This is a genomic window from Micrococcaceae bacterium Sec5.8 (assembly GCA_039636775.1).
In the GTDB taxonomy this organism is placed as follows: Bacteria; Actinomycetota; Actinomycetes; order Actinomycetales; family Micrococcaceae; genus Arthrobacter.
Genome location: CP143429.1, coordinates 3,568,825 through 3,587,534 on the forward strand (window position 1 = coordinate 3,568,825; position 18,710 = coordinate 3,587,534).

General features: G+C 66.2%; 16 protein-coding genes. 12 read left to right on the plus strand and 4 right to left on the minus strand.

All coding sequences use genetic code 11. From position 1 onward, the window contains the following. Nucleotides 1–18: 18 nt before the first annotated feature. The gene (locus tag VUN84_16470) at nt 19–939 is read left to right on the plus strand and encodes a LysR family transcriptional regulator (GenBank protein ID XAS63865.1); all 921 of its coding nucleotides are present in this window, start codon (nt 19–21) and stop codon (nt 937–939) included. 119 nt (nt 940–1,058) lie between these two features. Further along, the gene (locus tag VUN84_16475) at nt 1,059–1,358 is read left to right on the plus strand and encodes a hypothetical protein (GenBank protein ID XAS63866.1); all 300 of its coding nucleotides are present in this window, start codon (nt 1,059–1,061) and stop codon (nt 1,356–1,358) included. Between the two features lie 245 nt (nt 1,359–1,603). Here VUN84_16475 and VUN84_16480 read toward each other — a convergent pair whose 3' ends face one another. Together VUN84_16480 and VUN84_16485 are read right to left on the minus strand one after the other, a co-directional pair. Further along, the gene (locus tag VUN84_16480; protein ID XAS63867.1) at nt 1,604–2,062 is read right to left on the minus strand and encodes a hypothetical protein; all 459 of its coding nucleotides are present in this window, start codon (nt 2,060–2,062) and stop codon (nt 1,604–1,606) included. Nucleotides 2,063–2,065: 3 nt separating this feature from the next. After that, entirely contained in the window at nt 2,066–3,979 is a 1,914-nt protein-coding gene (locus tag VUN84_16485; GenBank protein XAS63868.1) for a primary-amine oxidase, read from the minus strand. Nucleotides 3,980–4,101: 122 nt separating this feature from the next. Between VUN84_16485 and VUN84_16490 the strand changes: the two genes are divergently transcribed. Both VUN84_16490 and VUN84_16495 read left to right on the plus strand, forming a co-directional pair. After that, nucleotides 4,102–4,692 (plus strand): TetR/AcrR family transcriptional regulator, encoded by a 591-nt coding sequence (locus tag VUN84_16490; GenBank protein XAS63869.1) that lies wholly within the window; start codon nt 4,102–4,104, stop codon nt 4,690–4,692. A 122-nt stretch (nt 4,693–4,814) separates the two neighbouring features. After that, nucleotides 4,815–5,786 (plus strand): helix-turn-helix domain-containing protein, encoded by a 972-nt coding sequence (locus VUN84_16495; protein ID XAS63870.1) that lies wholly within the window; start codon nt 4,815–4,817, stop codon nt 5,784–5,786. A gap of 94 nt (nt 5,787–5,880) precedes the next feature. Here VUN84_16495 and VUN84_16500 read toward each other — a convergent pair whose 3' ends face one another. Then, nucleotides 5,881–7,350, minus strand: a complete 1,470-nt coding sequence (locus tag VUN84_16500; protein XAS63871.1) for an APC family permease — start codon at nt 7,348–7,350, stop codon at nt 5,881–5,883. A 346-nt stretch (nt 7,351–7,696) separates the two neighbouring features. On the opposite strand from VUN84_16500, the gene VUN84_16505 reads away from it, so the two are divergent. From VUN84_16505 to VUN84_16520, 4 genes are all read left to right on the plus strand, one after another. Beyond that, complete coding sequence (locus VUN84_16505; GenBank protein XAS63872.1) at nt 7,697–9,106, plus strand: aldehyde dehydrogenase family protein; 1,410 nt, start codon at nt 7,697–7,699, stop codon at nt 9,104–9,106. A gap of 235 nt (nt 9,107–9,341) precedes the next feature. Next, a complete protein-coding gene (locus VUN84_16510; protein ID XAS63873.1) occupies nt 9,342–10,112 on the plus strand; it encodes an LPXTG cell wall anchor domain-containing protein in 771 nt (256 codons plus the stop codon). Nucleotides 10,113–10,136: 24 nt separating this feature from the next. After that, complete coding sequence (locus VUN84_16515) at nt 10,137–10,832, plus strand: class F sortase (GenBank protein XAS63874.1); 696 nt, start codon at nt 10,137–10,139, stop codon at nt 10,830–10,832. 54 nt (nt 10,833–10,886) lie between these two features. Beyond that, complete coding sequence (locus VUN84_16520) at nt 10,887–11,537, plus strand: hypothetical protein (GenBank protein ID XAS63875.1); 651 nt, start codon at nt 10,887–10,889, stop codon at nt 11,535–11,537. Between the two features lie 129 nt (nt 11,538–11,666). Here the strand turns inward: VUN84_16520 and VUN84_16525 are convergent, their stop codons facing one another. Beyond that, nucleotides 11,667–13,601, minus strand: a complete 1,935-nt coding sequence (locus tag VUN84_16525; GenBank protein XAS63876.1) for an FAD-binding monooxygenase — start codon at nt 13,599–13,601, stop codon at nt 11,667–11,669. A gap of 244 nt (nt 13,602–13,845) precedes the next feature. On the opposite strand from VUN84_16525, the gene VUN84_16530 reads away from it, so the two are divergent. The 4 genes from VUN84_16530 to hpaD are packed head-to-tail and all read left to right on the plus strand — an operon-like array spanning nt 13,846 to nt 18,710. After that, complete coding sequence (locus VUN84_16530) at nt 13,846–15,384, plus strand: fumarylacetoacetate hydrolase family protein (protein ID XAS63877.1); 1,539 nt, start codon at nt 13,846–13,848, stop codon at nt 15,382–15,384. Next, nucleotides 15,377–16,063: a GntR family transcriptional regulator gene (locus VUN84_16535; GenBank protein XAS63878.1), complete on the plus strand. Its 687-nt coding sequence runs from the start codon at nt 15,377–15,379 to the stop codon at nt 16,061–16,063. The genes VUN84_16530 and VUN84_16535 overlap by 8 nt, the downstream gene beginning before the upstream one ends. A 9-nt stretch (nt 16,064–16,072) precedes the next feature. Further along, nucleotides 16,073–17,587 (plus strand): 5-carboxymethyl-2-hydroxymuconate semialdehyde dehydrogenase, encoded by a 1,515-nt coding sequence (gene hpaE, locus VUN84_16540; GenBank protein XAS63879.1) that lies wholly within the window; start codon nt 16,073–16,075, stop codon nt 17,585–17,587. 34 nt (nt 17,588–17,621) lie between these two features. Then, nucleotides 17,622–18,710, plus strand: coding sequence for a 3,4-dihydroxyphenylacetate 2,3-dioxygenase (gene hpaD, locus VUN84_16545; protein ID XAS63880.1), 1,089 nt, complete (start codon nt 17,622–17,624; stop codon nt 18,708–18,710).

An 18,710-nucleotide genomic window follows, 5' to 3' on the forward strand; every position in this document is an offset into this window, starting at 1 on the left:
TTGCTGTAAACCGATCTCATGTTCTTCCGTCAACTTGAGTACGTCGTCGCCTTGGCCCGCGAACAGCACTTCGTCCGCGCGGCCCAGTCCTGTTCGGTCTCCCAGCCGGCGCTGTCGGAGGGGATCCGGAAGCTGGAAGAGGAGCTGGACGTTTCCATAATCCGTCGTGGGAACAAGTTTGAAGGGCTCACGGCCGAAGGGCTGGCGATTGTGGTCTGGGCCCGAAGGATCCTCGCGGACCGTGACGGGCTGAAAGAGGAGATCGGTGCGATGCGCGCCGGGCTCAGCGGCCGGCTGCGCTTCGGCTCCGTTCCCACGGCCTCGATCGCGGTCTCCCTGCTTACAGCCCCATTTTGCGCGATGCACCCTCTGGCGCGGGTGCAGGCAGTGTCTGACCTGAGATCCGAGGACGTTCTTCGCAAGCTGCAAAATTACGAAATCGATGCCGGCATCACTTACGTCCAGGACCCCCTCCCGGACGAGTTTCAGGTAGCCCGGCTTTATTTGGAGAAGTACGTCCTGCTGACGGCCGGAGGTGCGGGAACCGGGACCCGGCCGGCAACCTGGGCGGCCGCTGCCGCCCTCCCGCTCTGCCTGCTGGATCCGGTGATGCAGGGCAGGCAACGCCTCGATGACATTTTTGCCGAAGTGGGCGTGATGCCGTCTCCCAGGGTAGAAACGGACTCGGTGTCCTCACTCTTCGCCCTGGTAAGTACGGGGTCGTGGGCGACCGTTCTGCCGTCCGCCTGGCTTCACGTCTTCGGAGTCCCAGCAGGGATGACCGCAGCGCCCCTGACGGAACCGGAGCGCGCCATACCCGTTGGGCTTGTCACCCTGGCGCGGAAGCCGGGCTCCGTCATGGCCCGCGCCCTAACCGCCATGAGCTGGGAGACGGATCTCACCTTCCTCGAGCATCTCCCCCGTGAGCAGGCACCATAGCCGCCGCCTATGGGGTAATCACTACTCCTTCTTTGATACCTATGAGGCTGGGGGCGGAAAGTGGATCTCAGAAGGCCGGCATCCCGGCCCGCCAACGCATTCCTAGCATCGGAGATCCCATGATCACCCAGGACCGAATTCGCACCAGCGCAGGGACCCAGTCCGCCACCCGCTCGCCTGCTGGAACTCCTCTGGCGGGCCGCTCCGCCCGCGGCCGGTACACCGACGTTGATACGCTCATCCGGCGAGATGCCGGGCGGACGGTCCGTCCGGGCAGCTACACCGGAGTGGACACCCTGGCCCATCCAGCGTCCGGAAGCGTCCGTCCGGGCAGCTACACCGGAGTGGATATTCTGAGCAGGGCCGCCAGCTTCGGGCGTCCCGGAAGCTACACGGACACGACCCGCAGCGCACGCTAGAACGCCAGTATCGCCCCGGCCTTAGCGCGATGGGCCCGGATGCCGCCGCTCCTTCCCAGTTACCGCGTCCCCGGACTTAGCAGCCGCCGCGGAAACCACGAACATCCGGGCGGGGGACGAGCGGCAAACCAACGCAACTGGGCGGGAGCGTCAGGAACCGCGCTGAAGTCGGCGTCCTGGCACGTCCGCTGGTGCATACCTGTCGCTAAGCCCAGCCTGTCCGCCGGGTTCCTGGCTGGTGCGCGTCAGCACGGGGACTGCGCCCGGAGCCGGGCCAGGAGCGTCGCGGCCATCAGCGCCGTCACCATTTCCAGTGCAATGACCGCCAGAAGCGCCACAGCGCCCGAGGCCGTCCCGGCCGCGGCGCCCGCGGGCGCCGCGGCATGGTGGGCATGGGTGGAGGACCCGGCACCGGTGCCCAGGAGCAATACCGCGTGCACCCCCGCCATCATCAGGGCCGAGGCCATGATCTTGCGGACGGCGCCCGCCCGTTCCCGGCGCCAAATGTGCGCGGCGCACGGCAGGCACATTGCCACCATGGCGAGCATGAGCAGGTTCAACCACGTCCCGTGCTGGTTCCCGGCAACCAGCCACAAGTGCGCAAGGCATGACAGCGCCGTTACTGCCGCGCAGATCCGGGAGTGGAAGATCAAACCGGCGATGCCCGGACGGCCGTCCGCCAGCGCGCTTGCGGTCACGGACATAATCTAGCTGTGGCAGTGGCCGCCGGCCGGCTGTGCGCTCGCGGGCACATCCAGCACGGGGCTGCGGTCAAAGAATCCCTCCGGCCGCAGCTTGAAGCCGGCCGTGTCCACGGGCATGATGGGCCAGTCCTCGGGGCGCGGAAAGTGCGTGAGCCCGAAGGTGTGCCAGAGCACGATGTCCTGGCCGTCCAGGTCCCGGTCCTGGGCAACGTAGGCCGGCAGCCCGGCCCCGCCGGAATGCTGATTTACAAAGTCGCCCGTCGGGTAGCGCTCGGCTTCGGCATGCCGGGTGATCCACAGGTCCTTGGTGGCGAAGGCGGCGCGGCGGGCGATCGAAGACCCCGGGTCCGCCAGCAAAGTGGGCTGGCTCTCGGCATGGAGCTTGTAGGCCACGGGGTCGCCAAGCCGGTTCAGTGACCGGGGGTTGGAGATGACCCAGGTCCGGCCGTTGCGGGCATCAGCCTCGCGCACGCCCTCAGATTCACGCGCAATCAGCGTGCGCTTCCGGGAAAAGGCGTTGCCGCGCTCGTTGCCTTCGCCCATTGCTTGCCGGACAACGTCTTCTTCCTCCACCCGGTTGGTGAGCCCGTCAATGGCCATGTCGAGGCGGGCGCTGAAGAGGTGCTGGTGGAAGGGGGCGCCCAGGCCCGGGGCGAGCTGGGAGATGTTGGCCGAGCCGCCCTCGGGGAACGCGGAGGTGAAGACGACGCCGGTGGCCTTGGCTTCGAATTCGATGGTGCCGTCGAGGTAGAGGTACCAGTAGAAGCCGTAGTCGTAGTTGCCGATCGTGGTGAAAAAGGAGATCACCAGGCGCCGGTTGCGGCGGGTGTAGTTGATGCCGGTCCAGAGGTCGCTGTGCTTGGCCAGGATCCCCCAGTCCTCCTCGTGCATGCAGATGCCGTTGCGGATTTCGCGGGGACTGCCAAAGGCGTCGCTGATGACCGGGCTGAGATAGGTGATCTCGCCGAGGCAGTCACATCCCAGTTCCAGGGAGTTGGCGTACTGGCCCACAAGGTATTCGCCGGTATCGAAGTAGTTCTGCCAGGACCGGATCGGCGACGGATCTCCGTACGGGACGACCATTTCCGCGATCGAAGCCCGGTTGATGACCGGGCGCAGCCGGTCGCCGTCCTGGAACGCGAGGTTGTGCAGAACAACCCCTTCACGGACGTCGAAACCGACGTCGACGCTCCACTTTTCCCACTCGACGTGGTTGCCTCCGGTGACCGTGAAACTGGGCCCGTCAGGCTGGGTGATGCTGATGGGTTTCTGCGTGGTGCGCAGCGGTCCAGTGAGTTCCGGATCGGTGTAGTTGCCGTGCTCTGCGGGAATCGGCACGGCGCCGGTGTCCAGGACCTGCGTGACCACCTTGCTGACGACATCGACGTACGCCACCAGCCCGTCCACGGGGTGCGCCCAGGCGCTGTCTTCGGGGAAATCCTGCACGAAAGCCAGGCCGCGCAAAATCCGGCGGCCCTTTTCCTCGGGATACTCGAAAACGCCGGCGGACAGCGGAGCGACGCGGACGGTGTTCACCTCCAGACCCCGGCTGGCCAAAGCCTCAAGCCACCGTTCGTCCGTGGCCAGTAGCTGCTCGACCACCTCGAATTCCTCCTCGAGGACGGGAAGCTCGCCGGCCACTGCCGTATCGAGTTCGACGACGGAGATCACCTCACCGGTGGACACGGAGACGGTCACATCAGCCGGACGCCCTCCGGAGACGTCAAGGATGAACACCCGGAACCGCCGGTCCTGGGCCTCCGCGGCCGCGCTCCGCGCCGGGTCCACGAGACCCAGATAGGCGATGCGTTGGGCCTCACCCAGCAGTCCCGCAGTACGCAGAATGCCTTGGACAGCCGTAATTTCGGCAGCCGAGGTCAAGCGGTAGGGGGCGCGGAGGTCAGTTTGTACGGTCATGATGGCGGCTTTCAGTCGGAGATCCTGGCGGGTCAGAAGTTTATTTTCTATAGTTGTAGAGAATACGGAAATGTAAGCTGTGCCACAAGAGTCCGACGTGAAGTATTTTGGGGAGCTACCCGGTGCCAAAGATTGTTGACCACGACCAGCGGCGGATTGAGCTCGTCGACGCGACGTGGCGGATCATCGCCCGGCTCGGCATCGAGAGTGCAACCATGCGGGAGATTGCCCTGGAGGCAGGTTTTGCAAACGGTGCCCTGAAGCCGTATTTTCCCACCAAGGATGACCTGCTGGCCTTCGCATTCGGGCACGTCTTCAGCCGCACCAACGAACGCATCGCCGGAGTCACCGCCGGGCGGGAGGGGCTTGCGGCCCTCAGGGCTTTCTGCATCGAGGTCCTGCCCCTGGATGAGGAACGGATCAACGAGGCCCGGATTGTGATCCCGTTCTGGCAAAAGGCCATCAACGATCCCGGGAAGGCCCGCATCCACCGCGACTCGATGCAACAGTGGCTTGCGGCCATCCGGCAGCACCTTGCCGAGGCGCGGCAAACCGGCGCCGTCACCACCCCTGTCGACGACGCCGCCCTGGCCGGCCAATTACTCAACCTTCTCCTGGGTGCGCAGATTGCCGCAGCACTGGCGCCGGAGGGCCAGGTGGACCTCGGGCTGAACGAACAACTGGAGGGATTCCTCACCCTGCTGGCCTGCTAGCCAGACGTATTTTTATTCGCCCGCTGTGGAAAAAAGATGACAGCGAGCGGCGTCGGCGCTACCCTGAAATGACTGTGTCCCATGACACATCTTCTCCAGATTCGACGGCGCCAGGACCTCCCATGACCGCAGTTGCAGCCCGCCCATCGCACGTTTCCGCCGGACAGGACGTCCACACCAGCACCGCTGTGTCTTTCGACCACTGGCGGCACCTGGTCGCGGAATCCTTCGTTCCCCTGGCGACTTCGAGCAACAATGCGGACGGTTTCCGGGGCCGCATGCGGTCCCGGAAACTGGACCGGGTGGCCCTCGTGGAGGTATCCGCCACGAGCCATGAGGTCCACCGCACGCCGGCACTCATTGCGCAGTCCAACCAGCGCTACTTCAAGCTCAATCTCCAATTGCAGGGAACGGGGCTTCTGATCCAGGACAACCGCGAGGCCGTACTGCACCCGGGGGACCTGTCCATCTATGACACCAGCCGCCCATACACGCTCGCCTTCGAGGACGATGCCCGGCTCATGGTGGTGATGTTTCCCTGGGACGCATTGCCGCTGCCGCCGGACTGCATCGCGCAACTGTCGGCCGTGCGGATGGCTGCCGACGGCGGCCTCGCCGCCATCGTCGGGCCGTTTATTGCCCATCTCGCGGAGAACCTGGATGTCCTGGGCGGCCCCAGCGGGTCCCGCCTCGCCGCAAATGCCCTCGATCTCGTGTCCACCATGCTGCATTCGGAACTGGACGTGGTCCCGGACCGGATGAAACCCCAGGCCCTGCTGGCGGCAGCTGTCCGCGAGTACATCGACGCCCACCTGGCCGATCCCTTACTGTCCCCGGCGTCCATCGCGGCAGCCCACTTCATTTCGACCCGGCATCTGCACAACGTCTTCCATGAGTCGGGCAGTACCGTGGCGAGCTGGATCCGGACCCAGCGGCTGGAAGGGGCGCGCCGTGAACTGCGGGATCCGCTCCTGGCCGGGATGCCCGTCGGAACCGTGGCCGCACGGTGGGGCTTCATTGATGCGGCGCATTTCAGCCGCTCCTTCCGCGATGCGTTCGGTGCGTCACCGAGCGACTGGCGTCGCGGCGCGTAAGGCGGATCGAGCGGATCGAGCACGTCGCGATTCCTATATGGAAGGGGCGGCGCCGGATCTGCCCGGCACCGTCCCTTCCCCGTTCGGGGCTCCGCTAAGCGCGGACGGCCTCCCGGGCAGCCCTGCGTTCGACCCTGACCTCCACTGCCACGCCGACCGCAAACACAACGGGCACAGCGATCAGCAGGCCCACCGCCGTCTCGGCACTGCCGCCGATCAGGGCTGTGAAGTTACTGACAACGAGGGACAGTACCCAGCCAAGGAGCACAGTGGCGAGGACCGGCGCCACCGTGGTTTGCCAAAGCTGCCCTGCAGTCTTGTGGCGCCGGAAGTACGCGACGACAGCAAGGGAGCACAGGATGTACAGGACCAGGAGCGCCCCGACGGCCAGCCCGCTGAACCAGGAGAAAAGAGTCAGAACCGGGTCCAAGGACAACAGGGCGAATGGTGCCACGAGGAGCAATGCAATGACGGTCTGGATCCGCGCCGCGGCAGCCGGAGCCCGGTGGCGGTTGGTTCGGGCCACGGCTCCCGGCAGTGACCCGCGCAGCGCCAGCGAATGGAGGTAGCGGTTGATGCCGTTGTGGAAGGCAATGATGCCGGCCAGCAGGGACGTCACGAGCAGGATGCCGGTGGCAATTCCGGCCCACGGACCGAACAGCTCCACCATTGGTGTCAGCACAAAGGAGGTGGAATCACCCGATTCGAGGGCCGCCCCCGCCGCGTCAGCGACGTGCGAGGGGCCGTAGTAACTGACCAGCATCCACGAAATGAAGGAGAAGAAGACGGAGATGACCCCCACCGAAAGATACGTGGCGCGGGCCACCGTGCGGTGGGCATCCTTGGCCTCAGCCGAGTAGATGGCCGTTGACTCGAACCCAAACATCGAGGCAACAGCAAACATGATGGCCACGCCCGGGGCGCCGGTGGCGATCGCCGCGGGCGAGAAGGACGCCGCCAGCGACAGCCCCTCCGGTCCACCGCCGCGCACCAGCACGGTGACGCCGAACAGGATCAGGATGGCGACCTCAAGGCCCACCAGCAGCGCCAGGACCCTGGCCCCCAGTTCGATGTTGAGCGATCCCAGCACCTGAACACCGGCCATGGTGACCATGGCCAGTAACCACCAGGGAACCGCAATGCCGGCGGATCCGAGGAGCCCCGAGAACGCGGCGCCGTACAGCCCGTACATTGCGGCCTGGACCGTGCTGTACGCGAGGAGGGCCAGCCACGCTGCCCCCGCTCCGGTTTTGCGGCCAAAGGCGGCCGTGACGTACGCGTAAAAGGCGCCGTTTGCCTGGATCTTGCGGCTCATCGCCACGAACCCGACGGCGAAGATCACAATGACGATGCCCACCACCAGGTACGCCCCGGGCGCGCCGGGGCCGTTGCCGAGGGCCGCGGCCAGCGGTGATGCCCCGACGATTCCGGTCAACGGCGCCTGGGCCGACAAAACGAAGAAGAGAATGCCCATAACGCCGACACTGCCGGCGCGCAACGCTGTGGAGTGCTCGTCGCGGGGTCCGGCTGTCGCGGTCCGGGACTCGGAATTTGAAATACTCATCGCATCCTTCTTAACGGTCATGAGTCTGAAATGACGGTTCACAAAAGTAGACCGTCCGGGAATTGGGAGTGCTGGCATCGCTCAAATCCAGCATGGCAGGTGACGGCCGTCACCCTTTTGTCGCTCAGCGACCGGTTGTTGTTCCTCAGCGCAACGGCGTTACGGGCCGGCACGATCCTTCGCAGTGGGTCAACTGCAGTTCGCGCAAAGACAAGACTGGGCCCCCGCACCGGAGGACACTCGGACGTATCGGTACGGCCCCACCCGGATTCCCCGGCGTCTTACCGCCCCGCACTACCGGCGCCTCATTGATCCCGCGCACCACCTACTCGAAGTGGAGTACCCCTTGGAAACCTACGATGCCCTCCTGGCCTCAATCACCCCCGCCGCCGGCGAAACCCGGACCATCTTTGACCCCGCCACTGGCGCCGTCGTCGGCAAGGCGCCGGTGCACTCCCTGGCGGACCTGGAACGCGCCATCGCCGCCGCCGCCGCCGCCCAGCCCGCGTGGGCGGCGCTGGGCCATGACGGCCGGAGCGCGGCGCTGCTCAAGGCGGCCGACGCCGTCGAACGCTCCGCTGAAGAACTTGCCCGCCTGCTCTCCCGCGAGCAGGGCAAACCCCTGAACGGCCCTAACGCGCGGTTCGAGGTCGGCGCCTGCGCCGCGTGGCTCCGTGCCGCGGCGGGCACCGCACTGGACCCGGAAACCGTGGTGGACGACGGGGAAACCCGGGCCGAACTGCACTACCGGCCCATTGGCGTCGTCGGGGCGATCGGGCCTTGGAACTGGCCCATGATGATCACCATCTGGCAGATAGCGCCAGCACTCCGGATGGGCAATGCCGTGGTGGTCAAGCCCTCCGAGTACACCCCGCTCAGCGTCCTGGCCTTGGCGGAGGTCCTCAACCAGGAGTTGCCCGAAGGTCTCCTCACCGTCGTCTCCGGCGGCCGCGACGTCGGGGCGCGGCTGGCCGAACACCCTGCAATCGGCAAGGTCATGTTCACCGGTTCCACCGCCACTGGCAAGGCCATCATCAGGTCCTCTGCAGACACCGTTAAACGGCTCACCCTGGAACTCGGCGGCAATGACGCCGGCATTGTCCTGCCCGATGCCGATCCGAAGGCGATCGCCGAGGGCCTCTTCTGGGGCGCCTTCATCAACACCGGCCAGACCTGCGCCGCCCTCAAGCGCCTCTATGTGCACAGCGACATCTACGATGCCGTCTGCGAAGAACTGACCACCGTTGCCGCTGCCATGCCGATGGGCGTCGGACTGGACGAGGCCAATGTGCTCGGCCCACTGCAGAACAAGCAGCAGTTCGACATCGTCGCCGGGCTCGTTGAGGCCGCCCGCGGTTCCGGGGCCAGGATCCTTCTCGGCGGAAACCCGGACACGGACCAGCCCGGTTACTTCTATCCCACCACCCTGGTGGCCGATATCGAGAACACCAATCCCCTGGTGTCCGAGGAGCAGTTCGGTCCGGCCCTGCCAATCGTCCGCTACAACACCGTGGATGAGGCCGTGACCATGGCCAACGGCCTCGACGTCGGACTCGGCGCCTCGGTCTGGTCCGCCGATCCGGCCGCTGCCCGCGCAGTGGCAGCCCGGATCGAGGCCGGAACCGTCTGGATCAACAAGCATGGCGCCGTTGACCCGAGGGTCCCCTTCGGCGGTGCCAAGCAGTCCGGCTACGGCCTGGAGTTCGGCGTCGAAGGGCTCAAGGCGCTGGGTGTCCCCCAGGTCATCAACGGCTGACCGGCTGCATTTCGCTGCGGAACCTGCCGGGCGACGCGCAAGAGGCTAAGCGCTGCGGGTACACCGCAGCGCGTGGCCTTTCGCGCGTCATCTGCCGCCTGCCGGCCGGCGGCCGGTCAAACATTTGTGGGCCGCAGCACTTCCGCACCCATCTATTTCCAGTACTGCTCCGAAGTACCACTGGCCCCTTCCGGGGCGCGAACATCACACGCGCGTGTATGAGGAGATTTATTCAATGAAGAAGACCCTTCGCCTTTTGGCGGTCCCCACCCTGGCCCTGGCCGCCCTGGCGGTTTCCGGTTCCCCGGCAATGGCAGCAGACCACTCCTACCAGTCCACGCTGGGCCAGGTTAACGGCAGCACAGGCGCCGGCACCATCACAGTCGATGTCACGGGCAACCAGGCCCACGTCGTCCTGAAGGTATCGGGCATGCCCGCGACGTTCATGGACGCCCCGTACCCGCACGTCCAGCACATCCACGGCGGAGCCCAGGGCACCTGCCCGGCACCCACCGCGGATAAGGACGGCGACAAGGTCATCTCCACCACCGAAGGCGCCCCGTTCTACGGCGGAATCGTCACCACCCTCTCCACCAGCGGCGACACCAGCCCCGCGGCCGGCCTTGACCTGAAAGTCGGCGGCCAGGGCGCGTCCTACACCGTTGACCGGACGTTCGAACTGAACGCCGAAACCAAGACGGCCCTGGAAGCCGGCACCGCCGTGGTCGTTGTCCACGGCCTTGATCCGGCCACCCTGAGCGCGGCAGGGCAGGCCGCCAAGTCCGACCTCGCCCCCACGCTTCCGCTGGCCGCCACGTCCCCCGCACTGTGCGGGACCCTGACCGCGGGCCAGATGAAGATGCCGGCCGGCGGCGCTGACACCGGCGTCACCCCGGAAACCGGAACCGACACCGGCGCCCTCGCCGTCGGTGGCGGCCTCGCCCTGGTCGCCCTCGCCGGCGGAGCCTACGTGGTCCGCCGCCGCACCGCCGGTGCAGCGGCCTAAGCACCGGCCGTTCGGATCACTACTGTGAGAACCAAGAATCCCGGCCGCCATGAAGGCCTCCGTGCCGCCACGGCGGCCGGGGTTCTGCTCCTGCTGACCCTGGCCGGCTGCGGTACAGGAACCAGCGGAACGCTCGACGCCGGCCCCCCACCCCCGGCGTCCGCCACACCCTCGGCTGCCATCTCATCTCCCGCCGCCCCCGGTTCCACCCCGCCGGCCCCTGCCCCACCGAGTCCGGCTGCTGTGGCAGGTCCCGCGGTGCTGCCCCGATCCGAACCGGTGACCCTGGACATCCCGGCGATCGGTCTACGGACCGAGCCCCTGAAACTCGGGCTCCGTGAGAACGGCTCCCTCCAGGTCCCGGAGGATTCCGGCAACGGCGCACCCGCCGGCTGGTACAACGGCTCCCCCACCCCCGGAGAACGCGGCCCCTCCGTCATGCTGGGCCACGTCAACGCACTCGGTGGAGCCACCGGAGTCTTCGCAGACCTGCGCAAACTCACCCCGGGCACCGAGATCAACGTTGCACGGGCCGACGGCACCACGGCGGTGTTCACGGTCGATCACGGTGCCCAGTACAGCAAAAACAACTTCCCCACCCTCGAGGTCTACGGCAACACCCCCGGAGCCGAGCTCCGGCTCATCACGTGCGACGGCTACGACCCCGGCACCCAGCTCTTCGATGACAACTACGTCATCTACGCAAAACTCAAAGTCTGACCCACGGAACTCCCGCTCCTACCGGAAGCGGCAAATGGCGCGAATGGACTGGACATGAAAAACCACAAGCACACCCTGGCCGCCCTGGCCATCAGCTCGTTGCTGCTCTCCGGCTGCGCGGCGGCCGCCGGATCCGTCGGCCAGGTTAACCCGGCTGTCGTTCCCTCCTCGTCCCCCTCCGCACCCGCCGCCTCCGTCGCCGCCGAGGCAGGACACGCCGGGGGCCACAACCACGGCTCCTCCCCCTCTCCGGCTGCGGCCCAAGCCCAGGGCCCCAGTGAGGCAGCCCTGATGGTCTGCGGGGACCAGCCGATGGACAGGCTCACCTCCATCCTTAATTTGGACGCAAAACCGCACACCGTAAAGAACTGGGCCGACAGCACCTTCACCTGCACCTATCACCTCACCGAGGGAGCCCTGAAGATCTCCGTCCAGGAAGCCACCGACCAGGCATCAGCACGCACCTACTTCGATGCCATGCAGGCCCTGGCGAAGGACGCCAAACCCATCCAGGGCCTGGCGAACCTCGGCTTCCCCGCCTACGAAACCGCCGACGGGTCAGCCGTGTTCCAAAAGGACAGCTTCGTTCTCCACGTGGATGCCTCCGGCCTCCCGGCGACATTAGGGCCCGAGAGCATCACCCGGAACGCCCTGGCCTACCAGCTCTCCACCACCATCCTGGCCTGCTGGGTCGAGCACCACTGACACACGCCTCTGGCCACCGTTGTCCGCTACGGATCCTGGCGGGCGACACGCAAAAAGCCACGCGCTGCGGGGATTCCCGCAGCGTGTGGCTTTTCACGCGTCGTGTGGCCTCTTCCGTAGCGCCGCGGCTTAGCCTGCGTGGTCCTGGAGTTCGGGAACGCGGGAGCCCGCCTGAAGGAGAGGGGCGAAAAACGCACCGAGCTCAGCGGTCGCCGTCAGCGGCAGGACATTGGCCACGTACTGGTCAGGGCGCACCACCACCACCACGCCGCTGCGGTGAAGGCCGCGTAATTCGAAGATGTCCGCGGCCGGATCGGTGGCGTAGACCTTCTCGTAATCGGTGAGCTGGAAGGGCCCCACCTGCGGCTTGAACGCGGGAGGCACCGCGCCGATGTCGACGCTTGTGTGCTCCTGCTGGTAAATGACCTTTACGTCGAACCACGCGTCCCGGTCGGCACCTTCGGGGGTGGCAGCGAGGGGCGAGTCCGGCGCGTTCGCGATCCAGTCGGCGAACGCGGCAACGGGCGACGCGCCCCCCAGCTCTGCCGCTTGAGGCGCGGCGGCGTCGGCGAAGACGTAGATGCGCCACCGGCCGTCCGCCGTTGCGTGGTGGCCCAGGTGCATCGGGTTGGTGTCGCAGACCCGCACCACGGATGCGGACTTGAAACGCTTGCCGATGGGGAAGCCGGCGGCGAGGTCTTGATGTACGGGCGCGGCGATGAGCATGGAGGGTGAGTACTGGGTCATGAAACCGGCGGGGAACTCTGCCGTGCTCACGTAAAAGTCCTCAAGCTCCGAGGGGCTCTTAAACTCCTCCGGCTTTTTCGCCATGAGCGTGGACCACTCCTTGTCGAAGTCGATGAGGTTCTTCGCAATGACCTGGCGCTCCGCGGAGTAGGTGGAGAGCAGGCTTTCCGGACTGCGGCCCTCCAGCACGTGCCCGAGTTTCCAGCCCAGATTGAAGCCATCCTGCATGGAGACGTTCATGCCCTGGCCTGCTTTGGCGCTGTGCGTGTGGCACGCATCGCCGGTAATGAACACCCGCGGCGTACGGGTGCCGCGCTGGTCCGGAAGGACGTCGTCGAACCGGTCGGTGAGGCGGTGTCCAACCTCGTAGACGCTGTGCCAGGCCACGTTACGCACGTCGAGGGTGTACGGATGGAGGATCTCGTTCGCTTGGGCGATGATCTGCTCAATGGTGGTGCTGCGCACGGCTCCGTTGTCGTTCGGATCGACTTCCCCGAGGTCGACGTACATGCGGAACAGGTAGCCGCCCTCGCGCGGAATCAGGAGGATGCTGCCGCCGGTGCCGGACTGGATGGCGCACTTCGTCCGGATGTCCGGGAAATCCGTGACGGCGAGGACATCCATGACACCCCAGGCATGGTTGGCCTGATCGCCTGCGAGGGTGCAACCGATCGCATCCCGCACCCGGCTCCTGGCACCGTCCGCACCGATGACGTATTTGGCCCGGACGGTGCGCTCCTGGCCAAGTTCGGGGCCGGCCGTGTGGGCGAGGGTGACGGTGACGGGGTACTCCCCTTCGTCGGCGACGGTCAGGCTCCGGAACTCATAGCCGTAGTCAGCGCTCATGCGGGTGGGAGCGTTCGCCATGAATTCGCTGAAGTAGTCGAGCACGCGGGCCTGGTTGACGATCAGGTGTGGGAACTCGCTGATGCCGGTCGTGTCATCCTTGGCCCGGGCGGACCGGACAATCCGGGACGGATCGGCGGGGTCCGGCTTCCAGAACGCCATCTCAGTGATGCGGTACGCCTCGGAAATGATCCGCTCGGCGAAGCCGAAGGCCTGGAAGGTCTCGACGCTGCGGGCCTGGATGCCATCGGCCTGGCCGATGGGGAGCCGCCCGCCGCGGCGCTCGACAATCCGGGTGGTGATGCCCGGGAACTGCGACAGCTGAGCCGCTGCGACCGCCCCCGCAGGGCCGGAGCCGACAATGAGCACGTCGACCTCGTCCGGAAGTTGCGTGGGCCGATCGATCCCGACGCCGGCGGCCGGCTGGATTCGCGGGTCACCGGATACGTAACCGTGATGGTGGAACTGCACGGGCTTTCCTCACTTCGTTGTGTGGCGGACCGACGCCGTCGCTTCGCTCGAACCTGGATCCATTGTGTGTTCGATAATAGAACGCAACGTTCTATTATCGAACTTCATGTCCCAGCAGAACTGTACGCAGTTATGACCTGCGTTACAAGAGCAGCCATCCGTCCCGCTGCCACGGGGGTTGACGATCGCCCCCTCCTGGGTCATAGTTTTCGTATACGATTTCGTACTCGATGAGGAGTAATTCTTGGAACAGGTCACCGACCGAATCCTGGCCGCGGCCCGCAAAGTCATTGCGGTCCACATCAACTACCCCAGCCGGGCAGCCCAGCGAGGCCGCACTCCAGTGCAGCCGTCGTACTTCCTGAAGCCATCTTCCTCCCTGGCTTTGAGCGGTTCAACGGTGGAGCGTCCGCTGGGCTGTGAGCTCCTCGGTTTCGAGGGCGAGATCGCCTTGATCATCGGCAAACCGGCCCGCCGCGTAAGCGTCCAGGACGCCTGGAGCCACGTCGAGTGGGTCACGGCCAGCAACGATCTCGGTGTCTACGATCTCCGCTACGCCGACAAGGGCTCCAACCTCCGGTCCAAGGGCGGTGACGGCTTCACCCCGGTCGGCCCGGGCCTGATCGCCGCGGACGCTGTGGACCCCGAAAAACTGCGGATCCGCACCTGGCACAACGGCGCCCTGATCCAGGACGACACCACCGCGGACCTGTTATTCCCGTTCGCCCGGCTGGTCGCCGACCTTTCGCAGCTGGTGACCCTCGAAGAGGGGGACATCATCCTGACCGGAACCCCCGCCGGGGCAACGGTGGCCACGCCGGGCGACGAAGTCGAGGTCGAAGTCAGCACCCAGGGCGCCGACAGCCCGGCGGCGGGCGGCGCAGCATTTCCCGCCCTCTCCACCGGCCGCTTGGTCACCCGGGTGGTGGACGGCACGACGCCGTTCGCGGATTTTGGCGCGCAGCCTAAAACCGACGACCTCCAGCGGGAGGAAGCGTACGGCTCGCGGGAAGCCGCCGGGCTCCCCGCCACCGGCGCCGACGCGGAACCCGGCGTGTTGGCCGCCGCCGTCGGACCTGTCCTGAGCCCGGAGTTGAAGGCAAAACTGGAAAGCGTTTGCACCGCCACCCTGTCCTCCCAGCTGCGCAAGCGCGGCCTGAACAACGTCAGCATCGACGGCCTCACCTCCACCCGCCCGGAGAAGCGCATCGTGGGCCTGGCCCGGACCCTGCGCTACGTGCCTAACCGCGAAGACCTCTTCAAAACCCACGGCGGCGGCTTCAATGCCCAGAAAAAGGCAATCGACTCCGTCAATAAGGGCGAGATCCTCGTCATGGAAGCCCGCGGCGAAAAGGGCACCGGAACCATCGGCGACATCCTGGCGCTCCGCGCCCAGGTCCGCGGCGCCGCCGCCGTCATCACCGACGGCGGTGTCCGCGACTTCTCCGCGGTGGCTGCCCTGGACATGCCAACCTACTACGCCAACCCGCACCCGGCCGTCCTGGGCCGCCGGCATATTCCGTGGGACACCGACATCACCATTGCCTGCGGCGGAGCCACAGTGCAGCCCGGGGACATCATCGTGGCGGACGCAGACGGCATCCTGGTGATCCCGCCGGCACTGGCCGAAGAACTTGCCGACGATTCCCTCGCCCAGGAACGCGAGGAGACCTTCATCGCCGAAATGGTGCAGCAAGGCCACAGCGTGGACGGCCTCTACCCCCTGAACACTCAATGGCGGACCCGCTATGAGGAGTGGGAAGCCGGCACAGCCCATGACTGACACACTCCGCGCCTCGGGTACATCCGCCGGCAGCAAGTCCGAGCAGGCCTACGCAGCGGTCAAGGCGCGGATCGTGGACGGCACTTACTCCCCGGGATACCGGCTGGTGCTGGCCAAGATCGCCGAGGACCTGGGCGTCAGCGTGGTGCCGGTCCGGGAAGCCATCCGGCGGCTTGAGGCCGAGGGCCTGGTGACCTTCGAGCGGAACGTCGGGGCCACCGTCTCCGGGATCGACCCCACCGAATACCTCTACACGATGCAGACCCTCAGCATCGTTGAAGGCGCCGCGACGGCGCTGTCCGCTCCGTTGATCGGGGAGGCCGACGTGGCCCGGGCCCGGGCCGTGAACACCGAGCTGCGCGAGTGCCTCACGCATTTCGACCCCGTCAGGTTCACAAAGCTGAACCAGGACTTCCACAGCATCCTGTTCGAGCACTGCCCCAATCCGCACATCCTGGACCTGGTCCACCGGGGCTGGAACCGGCTGGCCTCGCTCCGGTCCTCCACGTTCCGCTTCGTTCCCCGCCGCGCCCCTGAATCGGTGGACGAACACGAGGCGCTCCTGCAGCTCATTGAATCCGGTGCCAGCGCCGACCACATCGAAAAGGCCGCCCGCCTCCACCGCTCCGCCACCCTGGACGCCTACCTCGCCCAAAGCAATTCGTTGCAAGACCAGTAAGGAAAAACAATGACGTTCACCGCCGAAGAAGCCACCGCCCATCATGTTCCGCAGGACCTGACCACCCACATCCAGCACTACATCAACGGCGTATTCGTTGACTCCGTCAGCGGCAAGACCTTCGATGTCCTGGATCCGGTGTCCAACACCACCTACGCCACGGCCGCCGCCGGGCAGAAAGAGGACATCGACCTCGCCGTCGCTGCTGCCCGGGAAGCGTTCGTCAACGGCCCGTGGCCGAAGATGAAGCCGCGCGAGCGGGCCCGCGTCCTGAACAGGATCGCCGATGCCGTCGAAGCCCAGGAGGCCCGGCTCGCCGAGCTGGAAACGTTCGACACCGGCCTGCCCATCACCCAGGCCAAGGGCCAGGCCCTGCGCGCCGCGGAGAACTTCCGTTTCTTCGCGGACCTGATCGTGGCGCAGTTCGATGACGCCATGAAGGTCCCCGGCGCCCAGATCAACTACGTCAACCGCAAGCCAATCGGCGTCGCCGGGCTCATCACCCCCTGGAACACGCCCTTCATGCTCGAGTCCTGGAAACTGGCGCCGGCGCTGGCCACCGGCAACACCGTGGTCCTGAAGCCGGCCGAATTCACGCCGCTGTCCGCCTCATTGTGGGCGCAGATCTTCAAGGACGCAGGCCTGCCCGACGGCGTGTTCAACCTGGTCAACGGCCTCGGCGAGGAAGCCGGCGACGCCCTGGTCAAGCACCCCGATGTCCCCTTGATCTCCTTCACCGGGGAAACCACCACCGGCCAGACCATCTTCCGCAACGCCGCGGAGAACCTCAAGGGCCTCTCCATGGAGCTCGGCGGCAAGTCCCCGTGCGTCGTGTTCGCGGACGCGGACCTGGACGCTGCAATTGATTCGGCCTTGTTCGGGGTCTTCTCGCTCAACGGCGAACGCTGCACGGCCGGCTCCCGGATCCTGGTGGAACGCGCGGTCTACGAGGAGTTCTGCGACAAATACGCGGCCCGAGCGAAGAACATCGTTGTCGGCGACCCGCACGACCCCAAAACCGAGGTCGGCGCCCTGGTCCACCCGGAGCATTATGCCAAGGTGGCCCGGTACGTGGAGATCGGCAAGTCCGAGGGCCGTTTGCTGGCCGGCGGCGGCCGCCCGGACCACCTCCCGGAAGGCAACTACATTGCGCCCACGGTGTTCGCCGACGTCGCCCCGGAGGCACGGATCTTCCAGGAGGAGATCTTCGGCCCCGTCGTCGCCATCACCCCGTTCGATTCCGACGAGGAAGCCCTCGCCCTCGCGAACAACACCAGATACGGGCTGGCCGCATACATCTGGACCCAGAACCTTACCCGGGCGCACAACTTCTCCCAGAACGTCGAAGCCGGAATGGTCTGGCTCAACAGCCACAACGTCCGCGACCTGCGCACCCCGTTCGGCGGGGTCAAAGCCTCCGGCCTCGGCCACGAGGGCGGCTACCGCTCCATCGACTTCTACACCGACCAGCAGGCCGTCCACATCACCCTCGGTACCGTCCATACCCCCAAATTCGGCGCCTGACCCGCGCCTCCGTCCTCAACGAAGAGAGCCCACCATGACCAACCTTGTCCCCACCCCCACTGTCCCGGCCCCCGACATCGTCCGCTGCGCCTACATGGAGATCGTCGTCACCGACCTCGCGAAATCCCGCGAGTTCTACGTTGATCTCCTGGGCCTGCACGTCACCGAAGAGGATGAAAACAACATCTACCTGCGGTCCCTGGAAGAGTTCATCCACCACAACCTTGTGCTGCGCAAAGGCCCCGTTGCCGCCGTTGCCGCCTTCGCCTACCGGGTGAAATCCCCCGCCGAAGTGGATGCCGCAGAGGCCTACTACAAGGAACTCGGCTGCCGCACCGAACGCCGCAAGGAGGGCTTCACCAGGGGCGTCGGCGACTCTGTCCGGGTGGAGGATCCGCTGGGTTTCCCCTACGAATTCTTCTACGACGTGGAGCACGTCGAAAGGCTCACCCAACGGTATGACCTCTACAGCGCCGGCGAGCTGGTCCGGCTGGACCACTTTAACCAGGTGACCCCGGACGTGCCGCGCGGCCGCGCCTACCTGGAGGACCTCGGCTTCCGGGTCTCCGAGGACATCCAGGACTCCGACGGCGTCACCTACGCTGCCTGGATGCACCGCAAGCAGACCGTCCACGACACCGCCCTGACCGGCGGCAACGGCCCGCGCATGCACCACGTCGCCTTCGCAACGCACGAGAAGCACAACATCATCCAGATCTGCGACAAGATGGGCGCCCTGCGCATCAGCGACCGGATCGAACGGGGACCGGGCCGGCACGGCGTGTCCAACGCCTTTTACCTCTACATCCTCGACCCGGACGGCCACCGCATCGAGATCTACACCCAGGACTACTACACCGGCGACCCGGACAACCCCACCATCACCTGGGACGTCCACGACAACCAGCGCCGCGACTGGTGGGGCAACGCTGTGGTGCCCAGCTGGTACACCGAGGCCTCCCTGGTCCTGGACCTGGACGGCAACCCGCAGCCGGTGATCGTCCGTGCGGAAAAGAGCGAAATGGCCGTAACGGTCGGCGCCGACGGCTTCTCCTACACCCGCAAGGACGAGGACGGCCATCCCGGCGAAAAGACCGGCTTCAAGCTCGGGGCGCAGCTGTAA